The 18621-nt window shown below is 72.5% G+C and carries 17 protein-coding genes; 5 read left to right on the plus strand and 12 right to left on the minus strand.

Going from position 1 to position 18621, the window contains the following annotated elements:
* Window positions 1–2 precede the first annotated feature (2 nt).
* The 3 genes from IL992_RS18365 to lon all read right to left on the minus strand — a co-directional run bounded on the left by IL992_RS18365 (window position 3) and on the right by lon (window position 4287).
* The gene (locus tag IL992_RS18365) at window positions 3–659 is read right to left on the minus strand and encodes a methionine ABC transporter permease (RefSeq protein ID WP_193204577.1); all 657 of its coding nucleotides are present in this window, start codon (window positions 657–659) and stop codon (window positions 3–5) included.
* Complete coding sequence (locus IL992_RS18370) at window positions 656–1600, minus strand: methionine ABC transporter ATP-binding protein (protein ID WP_193204578.1); 945 nt, start codon at window positions 1598–1600, stop codon at window positions 656–658. The genes IL992_RS18365 and IL992_RS18370 overlap by 4 nt, the downstream gene beginning before the upstream one ends.
* Before the next feature lie 326 nt (window positions 1601–1926).
* Complete coding sequence (lon, locus tag IL992_RS18375) at window positions 1927–4287, minus strand: endopeptidase La (protein ID WP_193204579.1); 2361 nt, start codon at window positions 4285–4287, stop codon at window positions 1927–1929.
* A 151-nt stretch (window positions 4288–4438) separates the two neighbouring features.
* Here lon and IL992_RS18380 point away from each other — a divergent pair, with 151 nt between their 5' ends.
* Both IL992_RS18380 and IL992_RS18385 read left to right on the plus strand, forming a co-directional pair.
* Window positions 4439–5893 carry an MFS transporter gene (locus tag IL992_RS18380; protein ID WP_226873298.1) on the plus strand — a complete coding sequence of 485 codons (1455 nt, stop codon included), beginning with the start codon at window positions 4439–4441 and terminating at the stop codon, window positions 5891–5893.
* Between the two features lie 107 nt (window positions 5894–6000).
* Window positions 6001–6666, plus strand: coding sequence for an AIM24 family protein (locus IL992_RS18385; RefSeq protein ID WP_193204581.1), 666 nt, complete (start codon window positions 6001–6003; stop codon window positions 6664–6666).
* A gap of 73 nt (window positions 6667–6739) precedes the next feature.
* Here the strand turns inward: IL992_RS18385 and IL992_RS18390 are convergent, their stop codons facing one another.
* Together IL992_RS18390 and IL992_RS18395 are read right to left on the minus strand one after the other, a co-directional pair.
* On the minus strand, window positions 6740–7318 hold the full coding sequence (locus tag IL992_RS18390; protein ID WP_193204582.1) for an HAD family hydrolase: 579 nt from the start codon (window positions 7316–7318) through the stop codon (window positions 6740–6742).
* A gap of 30 nt (window positions 7319–7348) precedes the next feature.
* Window positions 7349–8182 carry a hypothetical protein gene (locus tag IL992_RS18395; RefSeq protein ID WP_193204583.1) on the minus strand — a complete coding sequence of 278 codons (834 nt, stop codon included), beginning with the start codon at window positions 8180–8182 and terminating at the stop codon, window positions 7349–7351.
* A gap of 161 nt (window positions 8183–8343) precedes the next feature.
* Here IL992_RS18395 and arfB point away from each other — a divergent pair, with 161 nt between their 5' ends.
* Window positions 8344–8766 (plus strand): alternative ribosome rescue aminoacyl-tRNA hydrolase ArfB, encoded by a 423-nt coding sequence (arfB, locus tag IL992_RS18400; RefSeq protein WP_193204584.1) that lies wholly within the window; start codon window positions 8344–8346, stop codon window positions 8764–8766.
* 89 nt (window positions 8767–8855) lie between these two features.
* Here the strand turns inward: arfB and IL992_RS18405 are convergent, their stop codons facing one another.
* From IL992_RS18405 to IL992_RS18420, 4 genes are read right to left on the minus strand one after another with little or no spacing between them, the layout of a single operon-like run.
* Complete coding sequence (locus IL992_RS18405) at window positions 8856–10490, minus strand: amidohydrolase (RefSeq protein WP_193204585.1); 1635 nt, start codon at window positions 10488–10490, stop codon at window positions 8856–8858.
* Window positions 10491–10517: 27 nt separating this feature from the next.
* Entirely contained in the window at window positions 10518–11810 is a 1293-nt protein-coding gene (locus IL992_RS18410; RefSeq protein WP_226873300.1) for an MFS transporter, read from the minus strand.
* Between the two features lie 19 nt (window positions 11811–11829).
* Window positions 11830–13482 (minus strand): urease subunit alpha, encoded by a 1653-nt coding sequence (locus IL992_RS18415; RefSeq protein ID WP_193204587.1) that lies wholly within the window; start codon window positions 13480–13482, stop codon window positions 11830–11832.
* Window positions 13479–14045, minus strand: coding sequence for an urease subunit gamma (locus IL992_RS18420; protein ID WP_193204588.1), 567 nt, complete (start codon window positions 14043–14045; stop codon window positions 13479–13481). The genes IL992_RS18415 and IL992_RS18420 overlap by 4 nt, the downstream gene beginning before the upstream one ends.
* A gap of 122 nt (window positions 14046–14167) precedes the next feature.
* Between IL992_RS18420 and IL992_RS18425 the strand changes: the two genes are divergently transcribed.
* The gene (locus IL992_RS18425) at window positions 14168–15337 is read left to right on the plus strand and encodes a PucR family transcriptional regulator (RefSeq protein WP_319018643.1); all 1170 of its coding nucleotides are present in this window, start codon (window positions 14168–14170) and stop codon (window positions 15335–15337) included.
* Between the two features lie 6 nt (window positions 15338–15343).
* Here IL992_RS18425 and IL992_RS18430 read toward each other — a convergent pair whose 3' ends face one another.
* On the minus strand, window positions 15344–15979 hold the full coding sequence (locus IL992_RS18430; RefSeq protein ID WP_193204589.1) for a hypothetical protein: 636 nt from the start codon (window positions 15977–15979) through the stop codon (window positions 15344–15346).
* A 42-nt stretch (window positions 15980–16021) separates the two neighbouring features.
* Window positions 16022–16801, minus strand: coding sequence for an HAD-IIA family hydrolase (locus tag IL992_RS18435; protein ID WP_079319985.1), 780 nt, complete (start codon window positions 16799–16801; stop codon window positions 16022–16024).
* A gap of 89 nt (window positions 16802–16890) precedes the next feature.
* Here IL992_RS18435 and IL992_RS18440 point away from each other — a divergent pair, with 89 nt between their 5' ends.
* Window positions 16891–17949 carry an LLM class flavin-dependent oxidoreductase gene (locus IL992_RS18440; protein WP_193204590.1) on the plus strand — a complete coding sequence of 353 codons (1059 nt, stop codon included), beginning with the start codon at window positions 16891–16893 and terminating at the stop codon, window positions 17947–17949.
* On the opposite strand, the gene IL992_RS18445 is transcribed toward IL992_RS18440, so the two are convergent.
* Entirely contained in the window at window positions 17946–18605 is a 660-nt protein-coding gene (locus IL992_RS18445; protein ID WP_193204591.1) for a response regulator transcription factor, read from the minus strand. The two genes, IL992_RS18440 and IL992_RS18445, sit on opposite strands and share 4 nt — an antisense overlap.
* Between the last annotated feature and the right edge of the window lie 16 nt (window positions 18606–18621).

Genomic DNA, 18621 nt, shown 5'->3' on the forward strand with positions numbered 1-18621 from the left:
GGTTAACGGTGGGAAAGACGGCGGGCGACGGCGTCGCCCAGGGTCTGCGCGAGCTGCACCACGACGACCAGGACGACCACGGTGACGACCATGAGCGTGGTCTCGAACCGCTGGTATCCGTAGCGGACGGCGAGGTCGCCGAGACCGCCGCCGCCGATCACCCCGGCCATGGCCGAGTAGGAGATGAGCGTGACCACGGTGACGGTCAGCCCGGCGACCAGGCCGGGCAGCGCCTCGGGGAGCAGGACGCGCGCCACGATCGTCACCCCTCCCGCCCCCATCGCCTCGGCCGCCTGCACGACGTCGCGGCCCACCTCGCGCAGCGCCGTCTCGACCAGCCGGGCGAAGAACGGCACCGCGCCGATCGTCAGCGGAACCACCGCGGCGGCGGTCCCGATCGTGGTGCCGGTGAGCACGCGGGTCACCGGGATGACCGCGATCATGAGGACGATGAAGGGCAGCGACCGGCCGACGTTGACGACCAGGCCGAGCACGCGCCGCACGGCGGGGGCCGGGAACAGCCCGCCCCGGTCCGTCCCGGCGAGGCAGACGCCGAGCGGCAACCCGAACAGCACGGTGAACAACGTGGACCAGCCCACCATCACGGCGGTCTGCCCGGTGGCCTCCCACAGCAGGGGGCTCATCTCCGACCAGGTCATGCGTCCTCCTCCACCAGCAGGCCGCGCTCGCGCAGGTCGGCGAGGGCGGCAGCCGTACCGGATCCGGTGATCCGCAGCCGCAGCCGGCCCGCCGGGACCCCCGCGACCTGTTCGACCGCGCCTGCGGCGACAGCGACGTCCACGTCGTACATACGCGCGAGACGCGACAGCAGGGTCTGGTCCGCGGCCAGGGCGACCGTCACGGTGCCGGGCTCGGCGGGCGGCAACGGGAACAGCTCGGCCGCCAGGCGCGACCCGGGGGTGGCGAGCAGGCCGGGGATGGAGCCCGCCTCCGCGATCCGCCCGTCGCTCATGATCGCCGCCGAGTCGCAGACGGCCTTGATGACGTCCATCTCGTGGGTGATGAGCAGGATGGTCAGCCCCAGCTCCCGGTTGAGCCGCCGCAGCAGGGCCAGGATCGACTGGGTCGTGGCGGGGTCGAGCGCGGAGGTGGCCTCGTCCGACAGCAGCACCGACGGCTCGGCGGCGAGCGCCCGCGCGATGCCGACCCGCTGCTTCTGGCCGCCGGACAACTGCGCGGGATATGCCCCGGCGCGGTCGGCCAGCCCCACGAGGTCGAGCATCTCCGCGACGCGCCGGGCCCGGGCGGCCCTGCCGACGCCCATGACCTCCAGGGGGAAGGCCACGTTGCCCGCCACCGTGCGCGAGGACAGCAGCGCGAAGTGCTGGTGGATCATGCCGATGCGCTGGCGGGCGCGGCGCAGGTCGGCCGCGCCGAGGGCGGTCAGCTCGCGTCCGTCGACGGTCACCACGCCCTCGTCCGGACGCTCGAGCAGGTTGACGCAGCGCAACAGGGTGCTCTTGCCTGCGCCGCTGCGCCCGAGCACGCCGAAGACCTCGCCCTTGCCGACGTGGAGGTCGACGCCGTCGAGCGCGACGACGTCGCCGTAGGCCTTGCGCAGGCCGGAAACCGTGATCACTTGCTGTCCCCGAAGAAGTTGGCGGCCGATTCCTCATGCACGTGCGGCTAGCGCGTGCCGGGCGGGAAGGGCAGATGCGTGATCCGGCGCAGGATCAGATCGGGCGGCGGGGAGAGCGTCATCGGTGAGTGCCTTCGTGGGAGGGATGGGGATCGCGGGCTTCAGACCGCGAGACACCCTCGCTCGGGCGGGTTCACCAGGTTCGATACGCTCACGACGGGCTGAAACAGGAGTGGGCTAATCCTTATTCCATACCGGGAATGTGTGCTTCGTCACAGGGAAAGGCCCGCGCCTCCGGAGCGGAGACGCGGGCCGTGTGGAGTGGCTCAGGCGGCCGCCTGCTGAGCGACCGTCGCCGGGGTGAGAGCCAGGTCGAGGACCTCGCGGACGTCGCTCACCGCGTGGACGGTGAGGTCGGCCAGCACCTCGGCCGGGACGTCGTCCAGGTCGGGCTCGTTGCGCGCCGGGATGAGCACCGTGGTGATCCCCGCCCGGTGGGCCGCCAGCAGCTTCTGCTTGACCCCGCCGATCGGCAGCACCCGCCCGGTGAGGGACACCTCGCCGGTCATCGCCACGTCAGCGCGGACCGGCCGGCCCGACAGCAGCGAGGCCAGGGCGGTGGTCATCGTGACACCGGCCGAAGGGCCGTCCTTCGGCACCGCGCCCGCGGGCACGTGGATGTGCACCGACCTGTCCTTGAGCGACCCGACCGGCAGCTCCAGCTCGGCGCCCCGCGACCGCAGGAAGGACAGCGCGATCTGTGCCGACTCCTTCATCACGTCGCCGAGCTGGCCGGTCAGGGTCACACCGGTCGCCCCGGTCTCCGGGTCGGCCAGCGACGCCTCGACGTAGAGGACGTCGCCGCCCGCGCCGGTCACCGCGAGGCCGGTCGCCACGCCCGGCACCGCCGTACGCTGCCGGGCCTCCGGCAGGGACGACTCCGGCACGTGGCGCGGCCGGCCCAGGTAGGAGACCAGGTCGCCGGCCGTGACCGTCACCGGGAGCTCGGCCTCGCCGAGGGCGACCTTCGCCGTCACCTTGCGCAGGACCCGGGAGATCGAGCGCTCGAGAGAGCGGACGCCTGCCTCGCGGGTGTACTCGCCCGCCAGGCGGCGCAGCGCCGCCTCCTCCACCGTCACGTCGGCGGCGGTGAGGCCGGCCTTCTCCAGGTTGCGCGGGAGCAGGTGGTCGCGGGCGATGGCGACCTTCTCGTCCTCGGTGTAGCCGTCCAGCGTGACGATCTCCATGCGGTCGAGCAGCGGCCCGGGCACCTGCTCCAGCACGTTGGCCGTGGCGAGGAACAGCACGTCGCTCAGGTCGAGCTCGACCTCCAGGTAGTGGTCGCGGAACGTGTGGTTCTGCGCCGGGTCGAGCACCTCGAGCAGCGCCGCCGTCGGGTCGCCCCGGTAGTCGGCGCCCACCTTGTCGATCTCGTCGAGCAGCACGACCGGGTTCATCGAGCCCGCCTCGCGGATCGCCCGGACGATGCGGCCGGGCAGCGCCCCCACGTACGTGCGCCGGTGGCCGCGGATCTCCGCCTCGTCGCGGACGCCGCCGAGGGCGACGCGGACGAACGTGCGGCCCATGGCGCGGGCGACCGACTCGCCGAGCGAGGTCTTGCCGACTCCGGGAGGGCCGGCCAGCGCGAGGACGGCGCCGCTGCGGCGGCCGCCGACCACGCCGAGGCCCTTGTCGGCCCTGCGCTTGCGAACCGCGAGGTATTCCACGATGCGGTCCTTCACGTCGTCCAGGCCCGTGTGGTCGGCGTCGAGCACCGCGCGAGCTCCGGCGATGTCGTACTCGTCGGTCGTGTGGACGTTCCACGGGATGTCGAGCACGGTGTCGAGCCAGGTGCGGATCCAGCCGCTCTCGGGCGACTGGTCGGAGGCCCGCTCCAGCTTGCCGACCTCCTTGAGCGCGGCCTCCCTGACCTTCTCCGGCAGGTCGGCGGCCTCGATGCGGGCGCGGTAGTCCTCCTCCTCGTCGGAGGGGTCGCCGTTGAGCTCGGCGAGCTCCTTGCGCACGGCCGCGAGCTGCTGGCGGAGCAGGAACTCGCGCTGCTGCTTCTCCATGCCCTCCTGGACGTCCTTGCGGATGGTCTCCGCGACGTCCAGCTCGGCGAGGTGGTCGCGGGCCCAGCCGACCAGCTTGTCCAGGCGCTCGGCCGGGTCGGCGGTCTCCAGCAGCAGCAGCTTCTGCGGCGTCTGCAGCCAGGGGGCGTACCCCGCGCTGTCGGCGAGGACGGCGGGGTCCTCGATCTGGTTGACCGCGTCGACCACCTGCCACGCGCCCCGCTTCTGCAGGATCGTGGTGGTGAGGGCCTTGTACTCCTTGGCGAGCTCCTCTGCCCTCGGTCCGGCGGCGACCGGCTCCAGCACGGTCGCCTCGACCCACAGCGCCGCGCCGGGGCCGGTGGTGCCGGTGCCGACACGCATGCGGTCGACGCCGCGCACCACGGCCGCGGGCTCCCCGCCCGGCAGCCGGCCGACCTGTTCCACGACGGCGCTCACCCCCACCGGGCCGTAGCGGCCGTCTATGCGGGGCACCAGCAGGACCGTGCTCTCGCCACTGGCGCGGGCGGCGTCGATGGCCGCGCGGACCTCGGAGGCCGACAGATCGAGGGGCACGACCATGCCGGGCAGGACGACCTCGTCGTCGAGCGGGAGGACGGGAAGGATCTGGGACATCAGCACTCCACTAGGTTGAGTTATGTCGGCTCAACTAACAGGAGCCCGATCCTGTTCCCTGTTCTGCGTCAGTTCGCTGTGAGCGATCGTAATCGTGTAATCCCCGCCGCTGTGGCGCACCCATTCCTCCGAGTGGCGCATGATGACGTCCATGACATCCGGACATATCCGGCTTCGCTCGGCGCCAGGCCGGTGGGTGCTGCTGACCACGGTCCTCGGGTCGGGCATGGTGACGCTCGACGGCACCGTGGTCAACGTGGCCCTCCCCGCCCTCGGGCGCGACCTGCACGCCGGGATGTCCGGCCTCCAGTGGACCGTGAACGCGTACACGCTCACGATGGCGGCGCTGATCCTGCTGGGCGGGTCGCTGGGCGACCGGCTCGGCAGGCGGAAGGTCTTCGTCGCCGGGGTGGCCTGGTTCGCCCTGGCCTCCGCCCTCTGCGGAATCGCGCCGAACGCGCCCGTACTCGTGCTCGCCCGAGCACTCCAGGGCATCGGCGGGGCCCTGCTGATCCCCGGGTCCTTGGCGATCATCCAGGCGAGCTACGTGCGGGACGACCGGCCCCGCGCCGTCGGCGCCTGGTCGGGGCTGGGCGGCGTGGCCGCCGCCCTCGGGCCGCTGCTCGGCGGATGGCTCGTGGAGGCGGCCGGGTGGCGGTGGGTGTTCCTGCTCAACCTGCCGCTCGCGGCCGTCGTGGTCGGCGTCGCCGCCCGGCACGTGCCCGAGACCCGGGACGCGGGGCCGCACGGCCGCTTCGACGTGCTCGGGACCGTCCTCGCCGCCCCCGCGCTGGCCGGGCTGACGTACGGCCTGATCCTGGCGGGCGACGGGCTGGTGCCGCTGGCCGCAGGACTCGTCCTGGCCGCCTGCTTCGTGGTGGTGGAGATCCGGCGCTCGCCCCGGTCCCTCGTCCCCGTGGGGGTCTTCGCCTCCAAGGAATTCACCGCGGTCAACGTCGTGACGCTGGTCATGTACGCGGCGATGGGCCTGGTGTTCTTCCTGCTGGTCGTCCAGCTCCAGGTGTCGGCCGGGTTCTCTCCCATCGCCGCCGGGTCGGCGATGCTCCCGGTCACGGTCCTCATGCTGCTGCTGTCGCCCCGCGCCGGCGAGCTGGCGAGGAAGACGGGCCCGCGCCTGCCCATGACGGGAGGCATCCTCCTGTGCGCGGCCGGGCTGCTGCTGATGAGCCGCATCGCCCCGGGGTCGTCCTATCTCGCCGGCGTGCTGCCCGCGGCGGTCGTGTTCGGGCTCGGCCTGTCCGCCGCCGTCGCCCCGCTCACCGCGACCGTGCTCGCCACGGCCGAGGAGCGGTACGCGGGCGTCGCCAGCGGGGTCAACAACGCCCTTGCCCGGACGGGCGGCCTCCTGGCCGTCGCGGCCGTCCCGCCACTGGTGGGGCTGACGGGGGACGCCTACGACTCCCCTGCCGCCTTCACCCAGGGGTTCCACACGTCGATGCTGGTCGGCGCGGCCATGATGGCCGTCGCGGCGGTCATCACGTTCGCCACGATCAGGTCGAACGTCCTCGCGACCGCGTCCGAACCGCCCGCCCCCGGCTGCCCGGTCGACGCACCACCCCTCGATCCCCGCCCCCCGGCGAGTTGAGGCTCGGAAACGCGACCGGCTGAGGCCGAATGCCCGGGGCGCGGAACCGGAGCCCTGTCCCCGATCGTCACTACCCGTGCACGATCACACTCATCGAAGGACTCTCCATGCGCAGCGCGCTCTTCGGAAACCTGAACGGCCAGCAGGTCCCCGGCAACTTCGTCCTGCAGAACTCCAAGATGCTCCGCGTCCACCTCCCGCACGAGGTGATCGCCAGGCAGGGCTCGATGGTCGCCTTCCAGGGCCAGATGGACTTCGACTACGAAGGCTCCGGCGGAGTCGGCAGGCTGCTCAAGAAGATGGTGACCGGTGAGGGCGCGCCGCTGATGCGCGTCAGAGGACAGGGCTTGCTGTTCCTGGCCGACGACGCCCACGACATCCACCTGTTCTACCTGGAGAACGAGGCCCTCACCGTCAACGGCCGCAACCTGCTGGCCTTCGATCCCCAGCTCACCTGGGACATCCAGCGTGTGCAGGGCGCGGGGATCGCCGCGGGCGGCCTGTTCAACATGACGATCAACGGCACCGGCTGGGTCGCGGTGACCGCGCACGGCACGCCGGTGCTCCTCGACACCTCCCAGATGCCGACGTTCGCCGACGGCCAGTCCGCGGTCTGCTGGAGCGCCCACCTGCAGGTGGGCGTCAACCGGACGATGAAGGCCGGTGCGCTGATCGGCCGTGGCAGCGGCGAGGCCATGCAGCTCGCCTTCCGGGGCCAGGGGTTCGTCCTCGTCCAGGCGAGCGAGGGCCCGCCGGTGGTGCAGGCCCAGTAGAAGCCCACTGAAGATCTCCGCGACGCCCTGGCCCCCATGGCGGTGACCCCGCCGGGAACCACCAGAGGACAGCTCAGACCAGCAGCGTCTTGAGGTCCTCGCGCAGGGCGGCGGCGTCGCGGAAGTGGACGGCGGCGAGCCCCGCCCGCTCGGCCGCCGTGACGTTCTCCAGCCGGTCGTCCACGAAGACGAGGTCGCCGGGGGCCACCCCGAGCCAGGCCACGGTCTCGTGGAAGATCTCCGGCTCCGGCTTCACCATGCCCATCCGGCCGCTGTAGAACCGCGGGCCGATCGGCCGCATGAACGGCAGCGCGTCGATGCTCTCGGCGATGCAGACCGGCATGTTGGACAGCAGCGCCATGGGCACCCCGACCCCGGCCAGCTCGTCGATGATCGCCACGGTCTCCTCGTTGGGCCGCGACCAGCTCGCCGCGTCGAGGGCGACCACCGCGTCCAGCTCGGCTCCGTTCATCGGCCTGCCGTACACGTGGGACCAGTACGCGGCCGGGTCGAGCGTGGCCCGGTCGAAGTCGAGCCGCACCTCCCAGTAGCGGTCCTCGAACCCCGGATCACCTCCCGCCATGCGCGCGACGTCCTCGGGGGCCTGGGGAAGCGACACGACGTTGCCGTAGTCGAAAAGCACAGTCTTCATGGTCGTACGATCATAACCCGTGTGCGGAACTCAGGTCACGTAGGGCTTGAGGTACTCGTTGGCGCTCCCGCAGCGCAGGTAGTTGCGCACGGTGTGGAAGTCGAGCCAGTCGATGTCGCAGGAGACGTCCCGATCGACGCCGTCGAAGCACGACGCCAGCACGGCCGGGATCGCGGCGATGTCGTCCTTGTCGGCGATGTTGATCCAGCGGCGCACTCCCGGCGGGCGCGCCCCGCGGCCCCGCACCGGGACCGGCGCGAGCCGCTCGAAGACGACGTCGCGCATGCCGAGCGGGCTGCCCAGCGTCACGAGCAGTTCGACCGAGAGATCGGGATGCGCCCACAGCGCCTCGTACGTCACGACGCTGCCGAGGGAGTGGGCGACCACCACCCGGGGACGGCGCCTGCGGACGACGTCGGCCACCGCGTCGCGGGCCCGCACGCGCGGGTCGCCGCCGCCCAGGTAAGCGGCCACCTCCGGGCAGAAGTCCTGGGCGAAACGCACCGCCCGCGGGCCCATCCTCGTCAGCAGCCACTCGGCCAGCCGGTGCGCGAGACCGGTGAGCGACTCGCCCGCCACGTCGCGGAACGGACCGCCGAGCTGGACCGCCCAGTCGGCGAGGACCAGCTTGGCCGGCGCCTCCATCTGCCGCGGCGGCTTCTGTGGCCCGGTGTGCAGGTGGTGGGCGTAGTAGGCGATCTCGGCGAAGTAGTCGCCCGCGCCGTCCGCCCGGCCGGTGAGCCCCTGGTGCAGGTAGGCGTTCCACTTGGCCCGCATGGTCTCGGCGGCGCCGCCCGCCGACCCGCCGGCCTCCTCGTAGTAGTGGTACTTGCCGATGCCGTGGACGCCCACGATCGAGGTCATGCTCCCGCCCATCCCTGTCGCCTGGAATACGGGGGTCACTGTGCACGACGCGTTGGACCGCGACAACCACAAGCGGTGTTTACGGTGATAAATGAAGAGCGGCGGTGATATTCACCGGGATAGGTTGGTCGTCCCCGTCCATACGTCAAGGGAGAGCACCGATGTCAGGCCCGTTGCACGTGCGCGGCTCGGTCGTCGTGCCCGAGGCGGAGCTCGCCTGGCGCTTCTCCCGCTCGTCCGGCCCGGGCGGCCAGGGCGTCAACACCACCGACAGCCGGGTGGAGCTGAGCTTCGACCTCGCGCGTACGACCGCCCTCGGCCCGGCGCTCAAGGCCCGCGCGCTCGAACGGCTCGCCGCCCGCCTGGTCGACGGCGTGATCACGCTGGCGGCCTCGGAATACCGCTCGCAGCTGCGCAACCGGGAGGCGGCGCGGGAACGGCTCGCCGCCCTCCTCCGCGACGCGATCGCGCCGCCGCCCAAGCGGCGCCGTCCCACCAAGCCGTCCAAGGGCGCGGTCGAGCGCCGCCTGGCGGCCAAGAAACACCGCTCCGACCTCAAGCGCCTGCGCCGTACGGACGACTGACCCGCGACGCGCTGTCGCGCAGGTGCCGGACGCCCATGTGCAGTGCCGCCTCCAGGTGGGTGAGCCTCGTGGACCCCAAATGTACCGCCCTAGACGGACAGGCCGGCCTCGTCGAAGACGACGGCGCCGCCGACGACCGTGGCGAGCACGGCGACGTCCTTGATCCGCTCGGGGGCGACCGTGAACAGGTCGTCGCCCAGGACGACGAAGTCGGCCAGCTTGCCGCGCGACAGCGTGCCCTTGTGCCGCTCCTCCCCGGCGGCGTACGCCGAGCCGATCGTGTACGCGTGCAGCGCCTGCTCCACGGTGAGGGACTCGGCAGGGGTGAACGGCACGCCGCTCGCCGTACGGCGGTTGACCAGGTCGTGGATGCCGAGCAGCGGGGCGCCGTCGGCCACGGGGCAGTCGGAACTGCCCGGGATCACGATGCCGGCCTCCAGGAACGACCTCTGCCGGTAGCAGCCGAGCGAGCGCTCGGGGCCGAGGGCGGCGAGCATGCCGTCGCCCAGCTCGGAGACGAACCGGCCCTGGGGCACCGGGATGACGCCGAGCCTCGCGATCCTCGCCACCTGGGCGTCGCTGGTCACCGCGCAGTGCTCGATGCGGTGGCGGGCGTCGGGCCGGGGATCGCGCGCCTGCGCCTCCTCGTAGGCGTCGAGGACCACGTCGATCGCGTGGTCGCCGATGGCGTGGGTGGCGATCTGCCAGCCCGCGGCGTGCGCCCGCAGGATGAAGGCGCGCAGCGCCTCGGCGTCCTCCTGAAGCAGTCCCCGGTTACCCGGCTCCCCCTCGTAGTCGCAGCACATGGCGGCGGTGCGGCCGATGAGCGAGCCGTCGGAGAACAGCTTCACCGGCCCGATCCGCAGCCGGTCGTCGCCGATGCCGGTGCGGAACCCGAGGTCGAGCCCGAACCAGCCGTCGCCGATGTCGTGCAGGTTGGGCGAGCCGGGCATCAGCGTGGCCCGCTGTGGCAGGACGCCCCGCCGCACCGCCTCCTGGAAGGCCGCGAGGTCCCAGGCGCCGTTGCCGGCCAGCCCGCGTCCGACGCCCGGCTCTGTGAAGCTGGTCAGGCCCTCGCTCGCCGCCACCCGGCCGGCCAGCGCGATGCCTTCGACGAAGTCCTCGAACGGCACCGGGCGCAGCACGGCGTCCGCCAGGCCCTGGGCCTGCTCCGCGAGCAGCCCGTCGGGCCGGCCGTCGGCGTCCCGCCCGACCGTGCCGCCGGCGACGTCCGGCACGTCCTCGACGCGTTCGAAGCCCATGCGGGCGAACGCCGCCGTGTTCGCCACGCCCATATGGCCGGAGACGTGCTGGAGCCAGACCGGCCGGCCGCCGGCCGCCCGGTCGAGCGCCTCGCGGCTCGGGTGCAGCCCGCCCAGCTTGTTCTGGTCGTAGCCCGCTCCCTTGACCCACGCGTCCCGCGGCAGGCCCGCGGCGCGCTCGGCGACCTTCGCGTACAGCTCGTCGAGCGTCCGCACCTGGCCGTCGCGCAGGTCCAGCTCGCGCAGCCGCTGGCCCCGCATGCTCAGGTGATGGTGGGCGTCGTTGAACCCCGGCACCACCGGCGCGCCGCCGAGGTCGACGACGACCTCGGCGGTGAGCCCGTCCAGGTCCTCGTCCAGCCCGGCGATCCGCCCGGCGAACACGCCGAGCCGGGTCGCGGCGGGCCGGTCGGGGTCCAGGGTGGTGAACCGGCCGTTGACGAACAGGACGTCCAGACGCATGGTGCTTTGCTTCCCTTCGAGGTCGCCTCAGATGGCCGTGGTGACGGGCCCGGCCTTCGCCGCGACGGCGGTGGCGCGGTATCGCAGGCCGGCGACGCACGCCATCGTCAGCAGGATGATCACGATGTACTGCGCCACGACGAGCCAGATCGATCCCGACCAGGTCAGCAGCGCCTGCGCGACGAGCGGGGTGGTGCCGCCGATCAGCGCGCCGCACAGCTGGTAGGACAGCGAAATGCCGGTGTAGCGCACCCTGGCCGGGAACGCCTCGGCGAGGAACCCCGCCAGCGCCGCGTACGACGAGCCGCCGAACACGATGCTCAGCGCCAGGCCCAGCGTGGCCAGCGGCGCGGAACCGGTGCCGACCAGCAGGAACGTCACCGGCGTCATGACGATCAGCACGGTGAACGCCGCCAGCATGAATTTCGCGGCGCCCCAGCGCTGGCCGAGCACGGCCCCCACGGGCTGCGTGACGAACTGCACGGCCGACACGACGAGCAGCACGTTCAGCATCGTTCCCTTCGCGATGCCGAGGTCGGTGGTGGCCCACGACAGGATGAAGGTGTTGGTGAAGTAGGCCGAGGCGATGCCGACGCCGCTCGCCCCGATGCCGAGCAGCACCAGCGGCCACGCCGTGCGGAGGACCTCGGCGACGGGAAGCCTGGCGACCTCCCGCTGCTCGCGCATCCGCACGAACTCCGGCGACTCCTCGACCCGCAGCCGGATGACGAGCCCGATCACGAGCAGGACGGCGGAGGCGAGGAACGGGATGCGCCAGCCGTACGACCGGAACGCGTCGTCGGGCAGCAGGCTGACCAGCGCGAACATGCCGGTGGCGAGGATCGAGCCCGCGGGCGAGCCCTGCTGGGCGAACGCCGCGTAGAAGATGCGCTTGGGTCCGGCGTGCTCGGCGGCGATCAGCACGGCGCCGCCCCACTCGCCGCCCACCGCGATGCCCTGCACCAGGCGGAGCGCGGCCAGCAGCGCGGGCGCGGCCATGCCGACGGACGCGTACGTGGGCAGCACGCCCACCAGGGTCGTCGCGCCGCCCATGAGGAGCAGCGTGGTGATGAGCGTGCCCTTGCGCCCGATGCGGTCGCCGAGGTGGCCGAAGACCACACCGCCGAGCGGGCGGGCCAGGAACCCGACCCAGAACGTGGCGAAGGACGCCATGACGCCCGCCGTGGGGCTGGCCTCGGGGAAGAACAGCTTGCCGAACACCAGCGCCGAGGCCGTGCCGTAGATGTAGAAGTCGTACCACTCGATGGAGGTGCCGACGAAGGAGGCGATGCCCGCGCCGCGGGCCTTGCTCGTACTCAATTGCGTATCACCAGGGGGACTAGGCGAAGTGATGCAGTCGGGACAGGGGCACCTCGGTGGCCGGGTCCACATGGACCTCGGCCCCGTCCACCAGGACGGGGCCGGGCTCCCGGGACACCTCGACCCGCGGGGTCGCCGTGTTGCGGCACATGTCGGCCCTGGTCAGGCCGCGCGCGCGGCGGATGGCCGCGTAACGCAGGCCCGCGGGCAGCGCCTCACGGGCGTCCGCGGAGTCCAGCGCCTCGTGGGCGACGAAGATCCGCGACAGGCGGGCCGGCGCGTCGCCGAGCCCGCCGAAGTACGGGCGGTAGACCCTGGGCTGGGTCAGCCGGGTCGAGCCCGAGCCGCTGCCGGACACGCCCCAGGCGACGAAACCGGCTTTGATGACGAGCTCGGGCTTGGTGCCGAACCACGCCGGGTTCCACAGCACGATGTCGGCCAGGCGCCCCGGCTGGAGGGTGCCGACCTCGTGCGCCATTCCGTGGGCCAGGGCGGGATTCAGCGTGAGCTTGGCCAGGTAGCGCAGCACCCGTGCGTTGTCCGGCTGCGCGGCCCCCGCGCGCAGCGCCTGCAGGTGGGCGAGCTGCCAGGTCCTGCGGATCGTCTCGGCGACCCGTCCCATGCCCATCGAGTCGGAGTTGACGATGCTGATCGCGCCGAGGTCGTGCAACGCGTTCTCGGCCGCGATGGCATGCGCCCGGATCCGGCTGCGGGTCACCTCGACGTCGCTGTCGATGTGGTGGTTCTGCCGGTGGACGGTCATCGTCATCGGGAACAGCTCGCCGACCGTGTTGGTGGTGTAGGGAATGGTCGGCGTCGTGGACGACGGCAGGATGTTCGGCTCGGAGAGGATCTGGAGCAGGTCGGGATGGCCGCCGCCGCCCTCCACGTGGTAGGCGTGGACCGTGCGGCCCCGGGTGGCGGCGATCGTGTCGGCCAGGTAGCCCGACTCGTTCATCGAGTCGGTGTGCAGCGCGACCGGCAGATCCGCCTGCTCGGCGACCCCGAGGCAGGTGTCCACGATCCGGGGGGTCGCGCCGAAGTCCTCATGGATCTTGAAACCGCCGGCGCCGGCGAGCACGGCCTCCTCCAGGAGCCTGGGCGAGCTGGAGGAGCCGCGGGCGAGGAAGGCGACGTTCATGGGGGTGCCCCGCCAGGCGGTCATCAGCGTGTGCAGGTTGTGCGCGGGGTTGCAGCCCACGTCCCAGACGCCGCCGAGGCCCATGCCCACGACGGTCGTCACGCCGGAGGCGAGCGCCGCCGGCGCGATCTCGGGCGAGGACAGGTGCACGTGCGAGTCGATGACGCCCGGTGTGGCGATGAGGCCCTCGCCGGTGACGATCGCCGTGTGGGAGTCGATCGCGAAATCCCCGACGCCGATGCTGACGACCCGGCCGTCCTTGACGCCGATGGCCGTCTTGCGCACCCCGAGCACCGGGTCGAGCAGCACGACGTTGGTGACGACCAGGTCGAGCGCCGACTCCCGGTCGGCGCGCGGGGAGGCCAGCAGCCCGTCCCGCAGCGTCTTGCCGCATCCGCCGAGCAACTCGTCGCCGTACGGCGTGTCGTCGTGCTCGACCTCGATCCACAGGCAGGTGTCGCCGAGCCGTACGCGGTCGCCCGTGGTCGGGCCGTAGATCCTCGCGTAGGTCTCCCTCGGGACGGTCGTCACGCCTTCACCACCTCCACGATCCGCTCCTCTCCCGGAGGGAAGGCGAGCGCCGTGCCCGCCGGGATGTCCAGGCGCATGCCCTCCGCCTGCGCCCGGTCGAAGGACAGGGCGGGGTTGACCTGGTCGAGCGGGAAGTGCGAGGAGACGTAGACGGTCTGCTCGCCCACGTTGCGTACGGTGATCCGCCCCCGGTCGCGCCCCGCGTTGAGGCACACGTCCCCGTCGGCGACCTCCACCGCGCCGGGACCGCGCCCGTCCCCCGCGCCGAAGGGGGCGTCGACGCAGACCAGGGCCGTTCCGTTGGGGAACAGCGCCTCGACCTGCACCTGCGGCACCAGGTCGGGCACGCCCTCCATCACGTCGTCCGCGGTGAGCAGCGACCGCGCCGCCGCCACGACCTCCTCCAGGGACGCGCCGTCCCAGGCGCGTTCGAGGATCTCGTCGCAGAGCAGGGCGATGGCCTCGGGGGCGTTGAGCCGCCGGCCCCGGGCCCGGCGCCGCCGCGCCAGTTCCGCGACCGTGAAGAGGGTGAGCCGCTCCTGCTCGCGAGGCGTCAGGTGCACAGTCCGCCCTCGCTTTCGTCTCCGCTCGGTGGCCCGTCCTTGCGGGCGAGTCAACCGTAGGCGCAGGCCAGGGGCTTGCCCAACGGCATTCCGTCGCGGAAATCGGCGGCTAGATTGTGCAGGTGAACATTCCCCCTCCGGCCCCGGTGACCGAGCTCGCGCTGCGCTGCCTCGACGACATCGACGACATCGTCGAGGGGTGGCTGGCCCAGGTCGAGCTCATCGATCCGTACGGGTCTCCCGACCCGCCCGTCTCCCGGGACGAACTGCGGGGCACGGCGCTGACCGGGCTGGACATGCTGCTGCGGCACATCGCCACGGGATCGGTCGCCCCCGGCATGGACGGGTTCTCCGAGCGCGTCGGGGAGCGCAGGGCCGGCCAGGGGGTGCCGCTGGAGTCGCTGCTGGCCGCCGCGCGGCTCGACGCCCGGGTGCTCTGGCAGGCCATGAACGCGCGGGCGACGCCGGAGGGGCTGCCCGGCCTGATCGCCGGTGCCCACCTGGTCTGGGAGGCGGTGGAGCAGCACGTGACCGGGCTCATGACGGGCTACCAGCGGGCGGTGCTGGAGATGGGGCGGCAGCGGGAGGACCAGCGCAGAGCCTGGTTCACCCGGCTCATGGACAACCAGGGGCGCAACCCCGACGTGGTGCGCGACGCCGGCCGGGTCCTCGGGTTCGACCCGGCACAGCCGCTCCTCGCCGTGGTCGCCCATCCCGGTGAGGGGGCGGCGCTCCGCGCGGCGGCGGCGGGAATGGCCGTGAGCGGGGTGCTCTGCTACCGCCACGAGTCGCCGACCGGCGACGTGCTGATCGTGCAGCCGCCGGCCCGAACCGCCGACCCGCCGCGCTCGGTCCTCGCCGCGCTCGCGGGGGTGCGCTGCGGCGTCTCCCCCGTCGTCGGCGGCCTGTCGCAGGTGCCCCGTGCCGTACGGCTGGCCTCGGCGGCCGCGGGGGCGTCGCGGGCCGGTGCGGGGCCGCGACGGCTGGAGGACGCCTGGCTGGACGTCTTCGTCGGCGGCAGCCGGGAACTCGCGGCCGAGCTCGCGCACCAGGTGCTCGGCCCGCTCTCCGCTCTGGGCGGGGTGGAGGGCGAGCGGCTGCTGGAGACCGTGCGGACCCATCTGGCCGGCTCGGGCTCGGTCGCCGACACGGCCACGGCCCTCTACTGCCACCGCAACACCGTGCAGCACCGCTTCGCGCGCTTCCGCGAGCTCACCGGCCGGGATGTGCGCATCCCGGAGGACGCCGCCGTCGTCGCCCTCGCGTTGCGCGCCGCCGACGCCCTCCCCTAGATCCGGCTAGATGCGGCGGTCTTCCATCTCCCAGATGTGGTCGACCACGTGCCAGATGATGCGGCGGGCGGCGTACCGTACGGGCCAGCCCGCGCCGTCGGCGGGAAAAGCCCCCGCGGGCTGCGCGAGCACCCCCGCGATGTCCTCGCGCATGGCGGTCAGGCCGGCCTCGTCCTTGAAGGGCTTGTGCCGCACCCCGATCTTCCTGGCGTACGAGCGCTCGGCCTCCACGACATGGGCGACCATCTTGTCCCTGTCCCTGCCGCCGCCTCTGGGGCCCTTGCGCAGTTCCTCAGGGGACGCCGCGGCCACCTCGGCGAGCACCGCCCAGGCCGCCCGGGCGAGGGCGGCGGCACGCGCGGCCTCCGGCGCGTCCACCGGCTCCCGGTCGAAGTCCGGGATGGCGGAGATCGCGCCGAAGTCCGTCGTGCTGTCGCCCTTCACACGCCCGACGATCGCCGGGTCCCCCGGCGCGAACTCCAGCCCCGCCCGCTCGGCGATCACCCGGAAGCGCGGGGCGTAGTCCACCAGAGTGTCGAGCGCGGCCTCCTCCGTCCTGCCGATGCGGCACCAGCCCGGCCAGTCGATCGAGCAGGCGAAGGCCTTCTTGGGGCCGATTTCCAGGTAGACGCGATGGTTCATGCCGGTCAGCATGGCACCTGTACGTGACAGGCCACGTCAGGTTCAGACCAGGTCGATGAGGTCGGCCACGGAGTTGACCACCTGCGTGGGCCGGAACGGATACCGGTCGATCTGGTCCTTCTGCGTGACGCCGGTGAGCACCAGGATCGTGTGCAGACCGGCCTCGATGCCGCAGACGACGTCGGTGTCCATGCGGTCGCCGATCATCGCGGTGGTCTCGCTGTGCGCGTCGATCCGGTTGAGCGCGCTGCGCATCATCATCGGGTTCGGCTTGCCGACGAAGTACGGCTCCACTCCGGTCGCCTTGGTGATCATCGCGGCCACCGCGCCACAGGCCGGCAGCGAGCCCTCGGTCGAGGGGCCGATCGGGTCGGGGTTGGTCGCGATGAAGCGGGCGCCGTTGTCGATCAGCCGGATCGCCCGCGTTATCGACGTGAAGCTGTAGGTGCGGGTCTCGCCCAGCACCACGTAGTCGGGGTCGAGGTCGGTCAGCACGTAGCCGACCTCGTGCAGGGCCGTGGTCAGCCCCGCCTCACCGATCACGTACGCCGAGCCCTCGGGCCGCTGGTCGGCGAGGAACTTGGCGGTGGCCAGCGCGGAGGTCCAGATCGCCTCGGGCGGCACCTCCAGCCCGGCCGCGCGCAACCGTACGGACAGGTCGCGGGGGGTGTAGATCGAGTTGTTCGTCAGGACGAGGAACCGCTTCCCCGACTCCTTCAGCCGCCTGATGAACTCGTCGGCACCCGGCACCGGCTGCCCCTCGTGGACCAGCACCCCGTCCATGTCGGACAGCCACGACTCGATGGGCTTTCGCTCGCTCATGTGTCCAAGCATGGCAGGTGACGGAGCGGCGAAGCACATCCCTCGCCGTGTCCGGAAATATCCGGATGCGACCTCAGGTTGGGGCGAGCATGAGCGAGGACAACATCCGCGGTGTGCCGCGTGGGACGGCCGAGGTGCCACTGTCGATCCTGGAGCTCGCGACCGTCGGCGAGGGCTCCACGCCCACCGAGGCGCTGCGCGACGCCACCGAACTGGCCCGGCGGGCCGAGGAGTGGGGCTACCACCGCATCTGGGTCGCCGAGCACCACGGAATGCCCGGAGTGGCCAGCTCCTCCCCGGCCGTGCTCATCGCGCACCTCGCGGCGGCGACCCGGTCGATCCGGATCGGCTCCGGCGGCGTGATGCTGCCCAACCACGCCCCGCTGGTGATCGCCGAGCAGTTCGGCACGCTGCACGCGCTGCACCCCGGCCGCATCGACCTCGGCCTCGGCCGTGCCCCCGGCACCGACATGGCCACGGCGAACGCCCTGCGCCGCTCGGCCGAGGTGGACCCCGACGAGTTCCCCCAGCAGGTGGCCGAGCTGACCGGCTTCCTCGACGGCTCCTTCCCGCCCGGCCATCCGTACGAGAAGATCCGGGCCGTGCCGGGCGGCGACGACTCGGCGGCCACGGGCCGGCCGCCGATCTGGCTGCTCGGATCCAGCGGGTTCAGCGCCAGGCTGGCCGGACTGCTCGGGCTGCCGTTCGCCTTCGCCCACCACTTCAGCGCCGCCAACACCGAGCCCGCGCTCGACCTCTACCGCTCCTCGTTCCGGCCCTCGGAGGTGCTCGACCGGCCGTACGCGCTGATCGGGGTGGCGGCCGTCGCGGCCGACACCGAGGAGGAGGCGCTGCGCCAGACCATGCCGGGCGCGCTGTCGTGGCTGCGCCTGCGCTACGGGCGGCCCGGCCGTACGCCCACCGTCGAGGAGGCGGAGGCGTACCCATACACCCCGATGGAGCGGGAGTTCGTCCGCGAACGGCTGTCCACGGTGGTGCACGGCGACCCGCAGACCGTGCGGGACGGGCTGGAGGAGCTGCGCAAGCGCACCGGGGCCGACGAGCTGATGATCACCACCCAGGTCCACGGCGGCGCGGCGCGCCTGCGCTCCTACGAGCTGATCGCCAAGGCGTACGGGATGGTCTAGCCGCGCAGGAACGCGACGACGGCGAGCACGCGGCGATGGGCGTCCTCGTCGGGAGGCAGGTCGAGCTTGGTGAGGATGTTCCCGATGTGCTTGCCGACGACGGCCTCCGACACCACCAGCGCGCGGGCGATCGCGGCGTTCGACCTGCCCTCGGCCATCAGGGCGAGGACCTCTCTCTCCCGTGGGCTGAGCCGCCGCAGCGGGTCACGGCGGCGGCGCAGGAGCTGACGTACGACCTCCGGGTCCACGACCGTCCCCCCGCCGGCGACGGTGGTCAGGGCGTCCACGAACTCCTCGACCTCCCCGATCCGGTCCTTGAGGAGGTAGCCCACGCCGGTGCCGTCCCCGGAGTCGAGCAGTTCGGCCGCGTAGGTCTGCTCGACGTACTGGCTCAGCACCAGGACGGCGAGCTCGGGGTGCGCGGCGCGCAACGCCACGGCGGCCCGCAGTCCCTCGTCGGAGAAGCCGGGCGGCATCCGCACGTCGGTGACGACGACGTCGGGGGCGTGCTCCTCCACCGCTTCCACCAGCGCCTCGGCGTCGCCGGCGGTGGCGGCCACCCGGTGGCCGAACCGGGCCAGCAGCGTGGCCAGTCCCTCGCGGAGCAGCACGCCGTCCTCGGCGATGACGACGGTCAGGGCAGGGCCGGCAGGCATTCGATCTCCGCGCGCA

The sequence above is a fragment of the Microbispora sitophila genome, assembly GCF_014892245.1.
Classification (GTDB): Bacteria; Actinomycetota; Actinomycetes; order Streptosporangiales; family Streptosporangiaceae; genus Microbispora; species Microbispora siamensis.

Excerpts from the sequence above, each read along its gene's own strand:
- IL992_RS18365 (WP_193204577.1), bottom strand. The coding sequence starts at position 659 with ATGACCTGGTCGGAGATGAGCCCCCTGCTGTGGGAGGCCACCGGGCAG.
- lon (WP_193204579.1), bottom strand. The coding sequence starts at position 4,287 with ATGTCCCAGATCCTTCCCGTCCTCCCGCTCGACGACGAGGTCGTCCTG.
- IL992_RS18380 (WP_226873298.1), top strand. The coding sequence starts at position 4,439 with ATGACATCCGGACATATCCGGCTTCGCTCGGCGCCAGGCCGGTGGGTG.
- IL992_RS18385 (WP_193204581.1), top strand. The coding sequence starts at position 6,001 with ATGCGCAGCGCGCTCTTCGGAAACCTGAACGGCCAGCAGGTCCCCGGC.
- IL992_RS18390 (WP_193204582.1), bottom strand. The coding sequence starts at position 7,318 with ATGAAGACTGTGCTTTTCGACTACGGCAACGTCGTGTCGCTTCCCCAG.
- IL992_RS18395 (WP_193204583.1), bottom strand. The coding sequence starts at position 8,182 with ATGACCTCGATCGTGGGCGTCCACGGCATCGGCAAGTACCACTACTAC.
- arfB (WP_193204584.1), top strand. The coding sequence starts at position 8,344 with ATGTCAGGCCCGTTGCACGTGCGCGGCTCGGTCGTCGTGCCCGAGGCG.
- IL992_RS18405 (WP_193204585.1), bottom strand. The coding sequence starts at position 10,490 with ATGCGTCTGGACGTCCTGTTCGTCAACGGCCGGTTCACCACCCTGGAC.
- IL992_RS18430 (WP_193204589.1), bottom strand. The coding sequence starts at position 15,979 with ATGAACCATCGCGTCTACCTGGAAATCGGCCCCAAGAAGGCCTTCGCC.
- IL992_RS18435 (WP_079319985.1), bottom strand. The coding sequence starts at position 16,801 with ATGAGCGAGCGAAAGCCCATCGAGTCGTGGCTGTCCGACATGGACGGG.
- IL992_RS18440 (WP_193204590.1), top strand. The coding sequence starts at position 16,891 with ATGAGCGAGGACAACATCCGCGGTGTGCCGCGTGGGACGGCCGAGGTG.
- IL992_RS18445 (WP_193204591.1), bottom strand. The coding sequence starts at position 18,605 with ATGCCTGCCGGCCCTGCCCTGACCGTCGTCATCGCCGAGGACGGCGTG.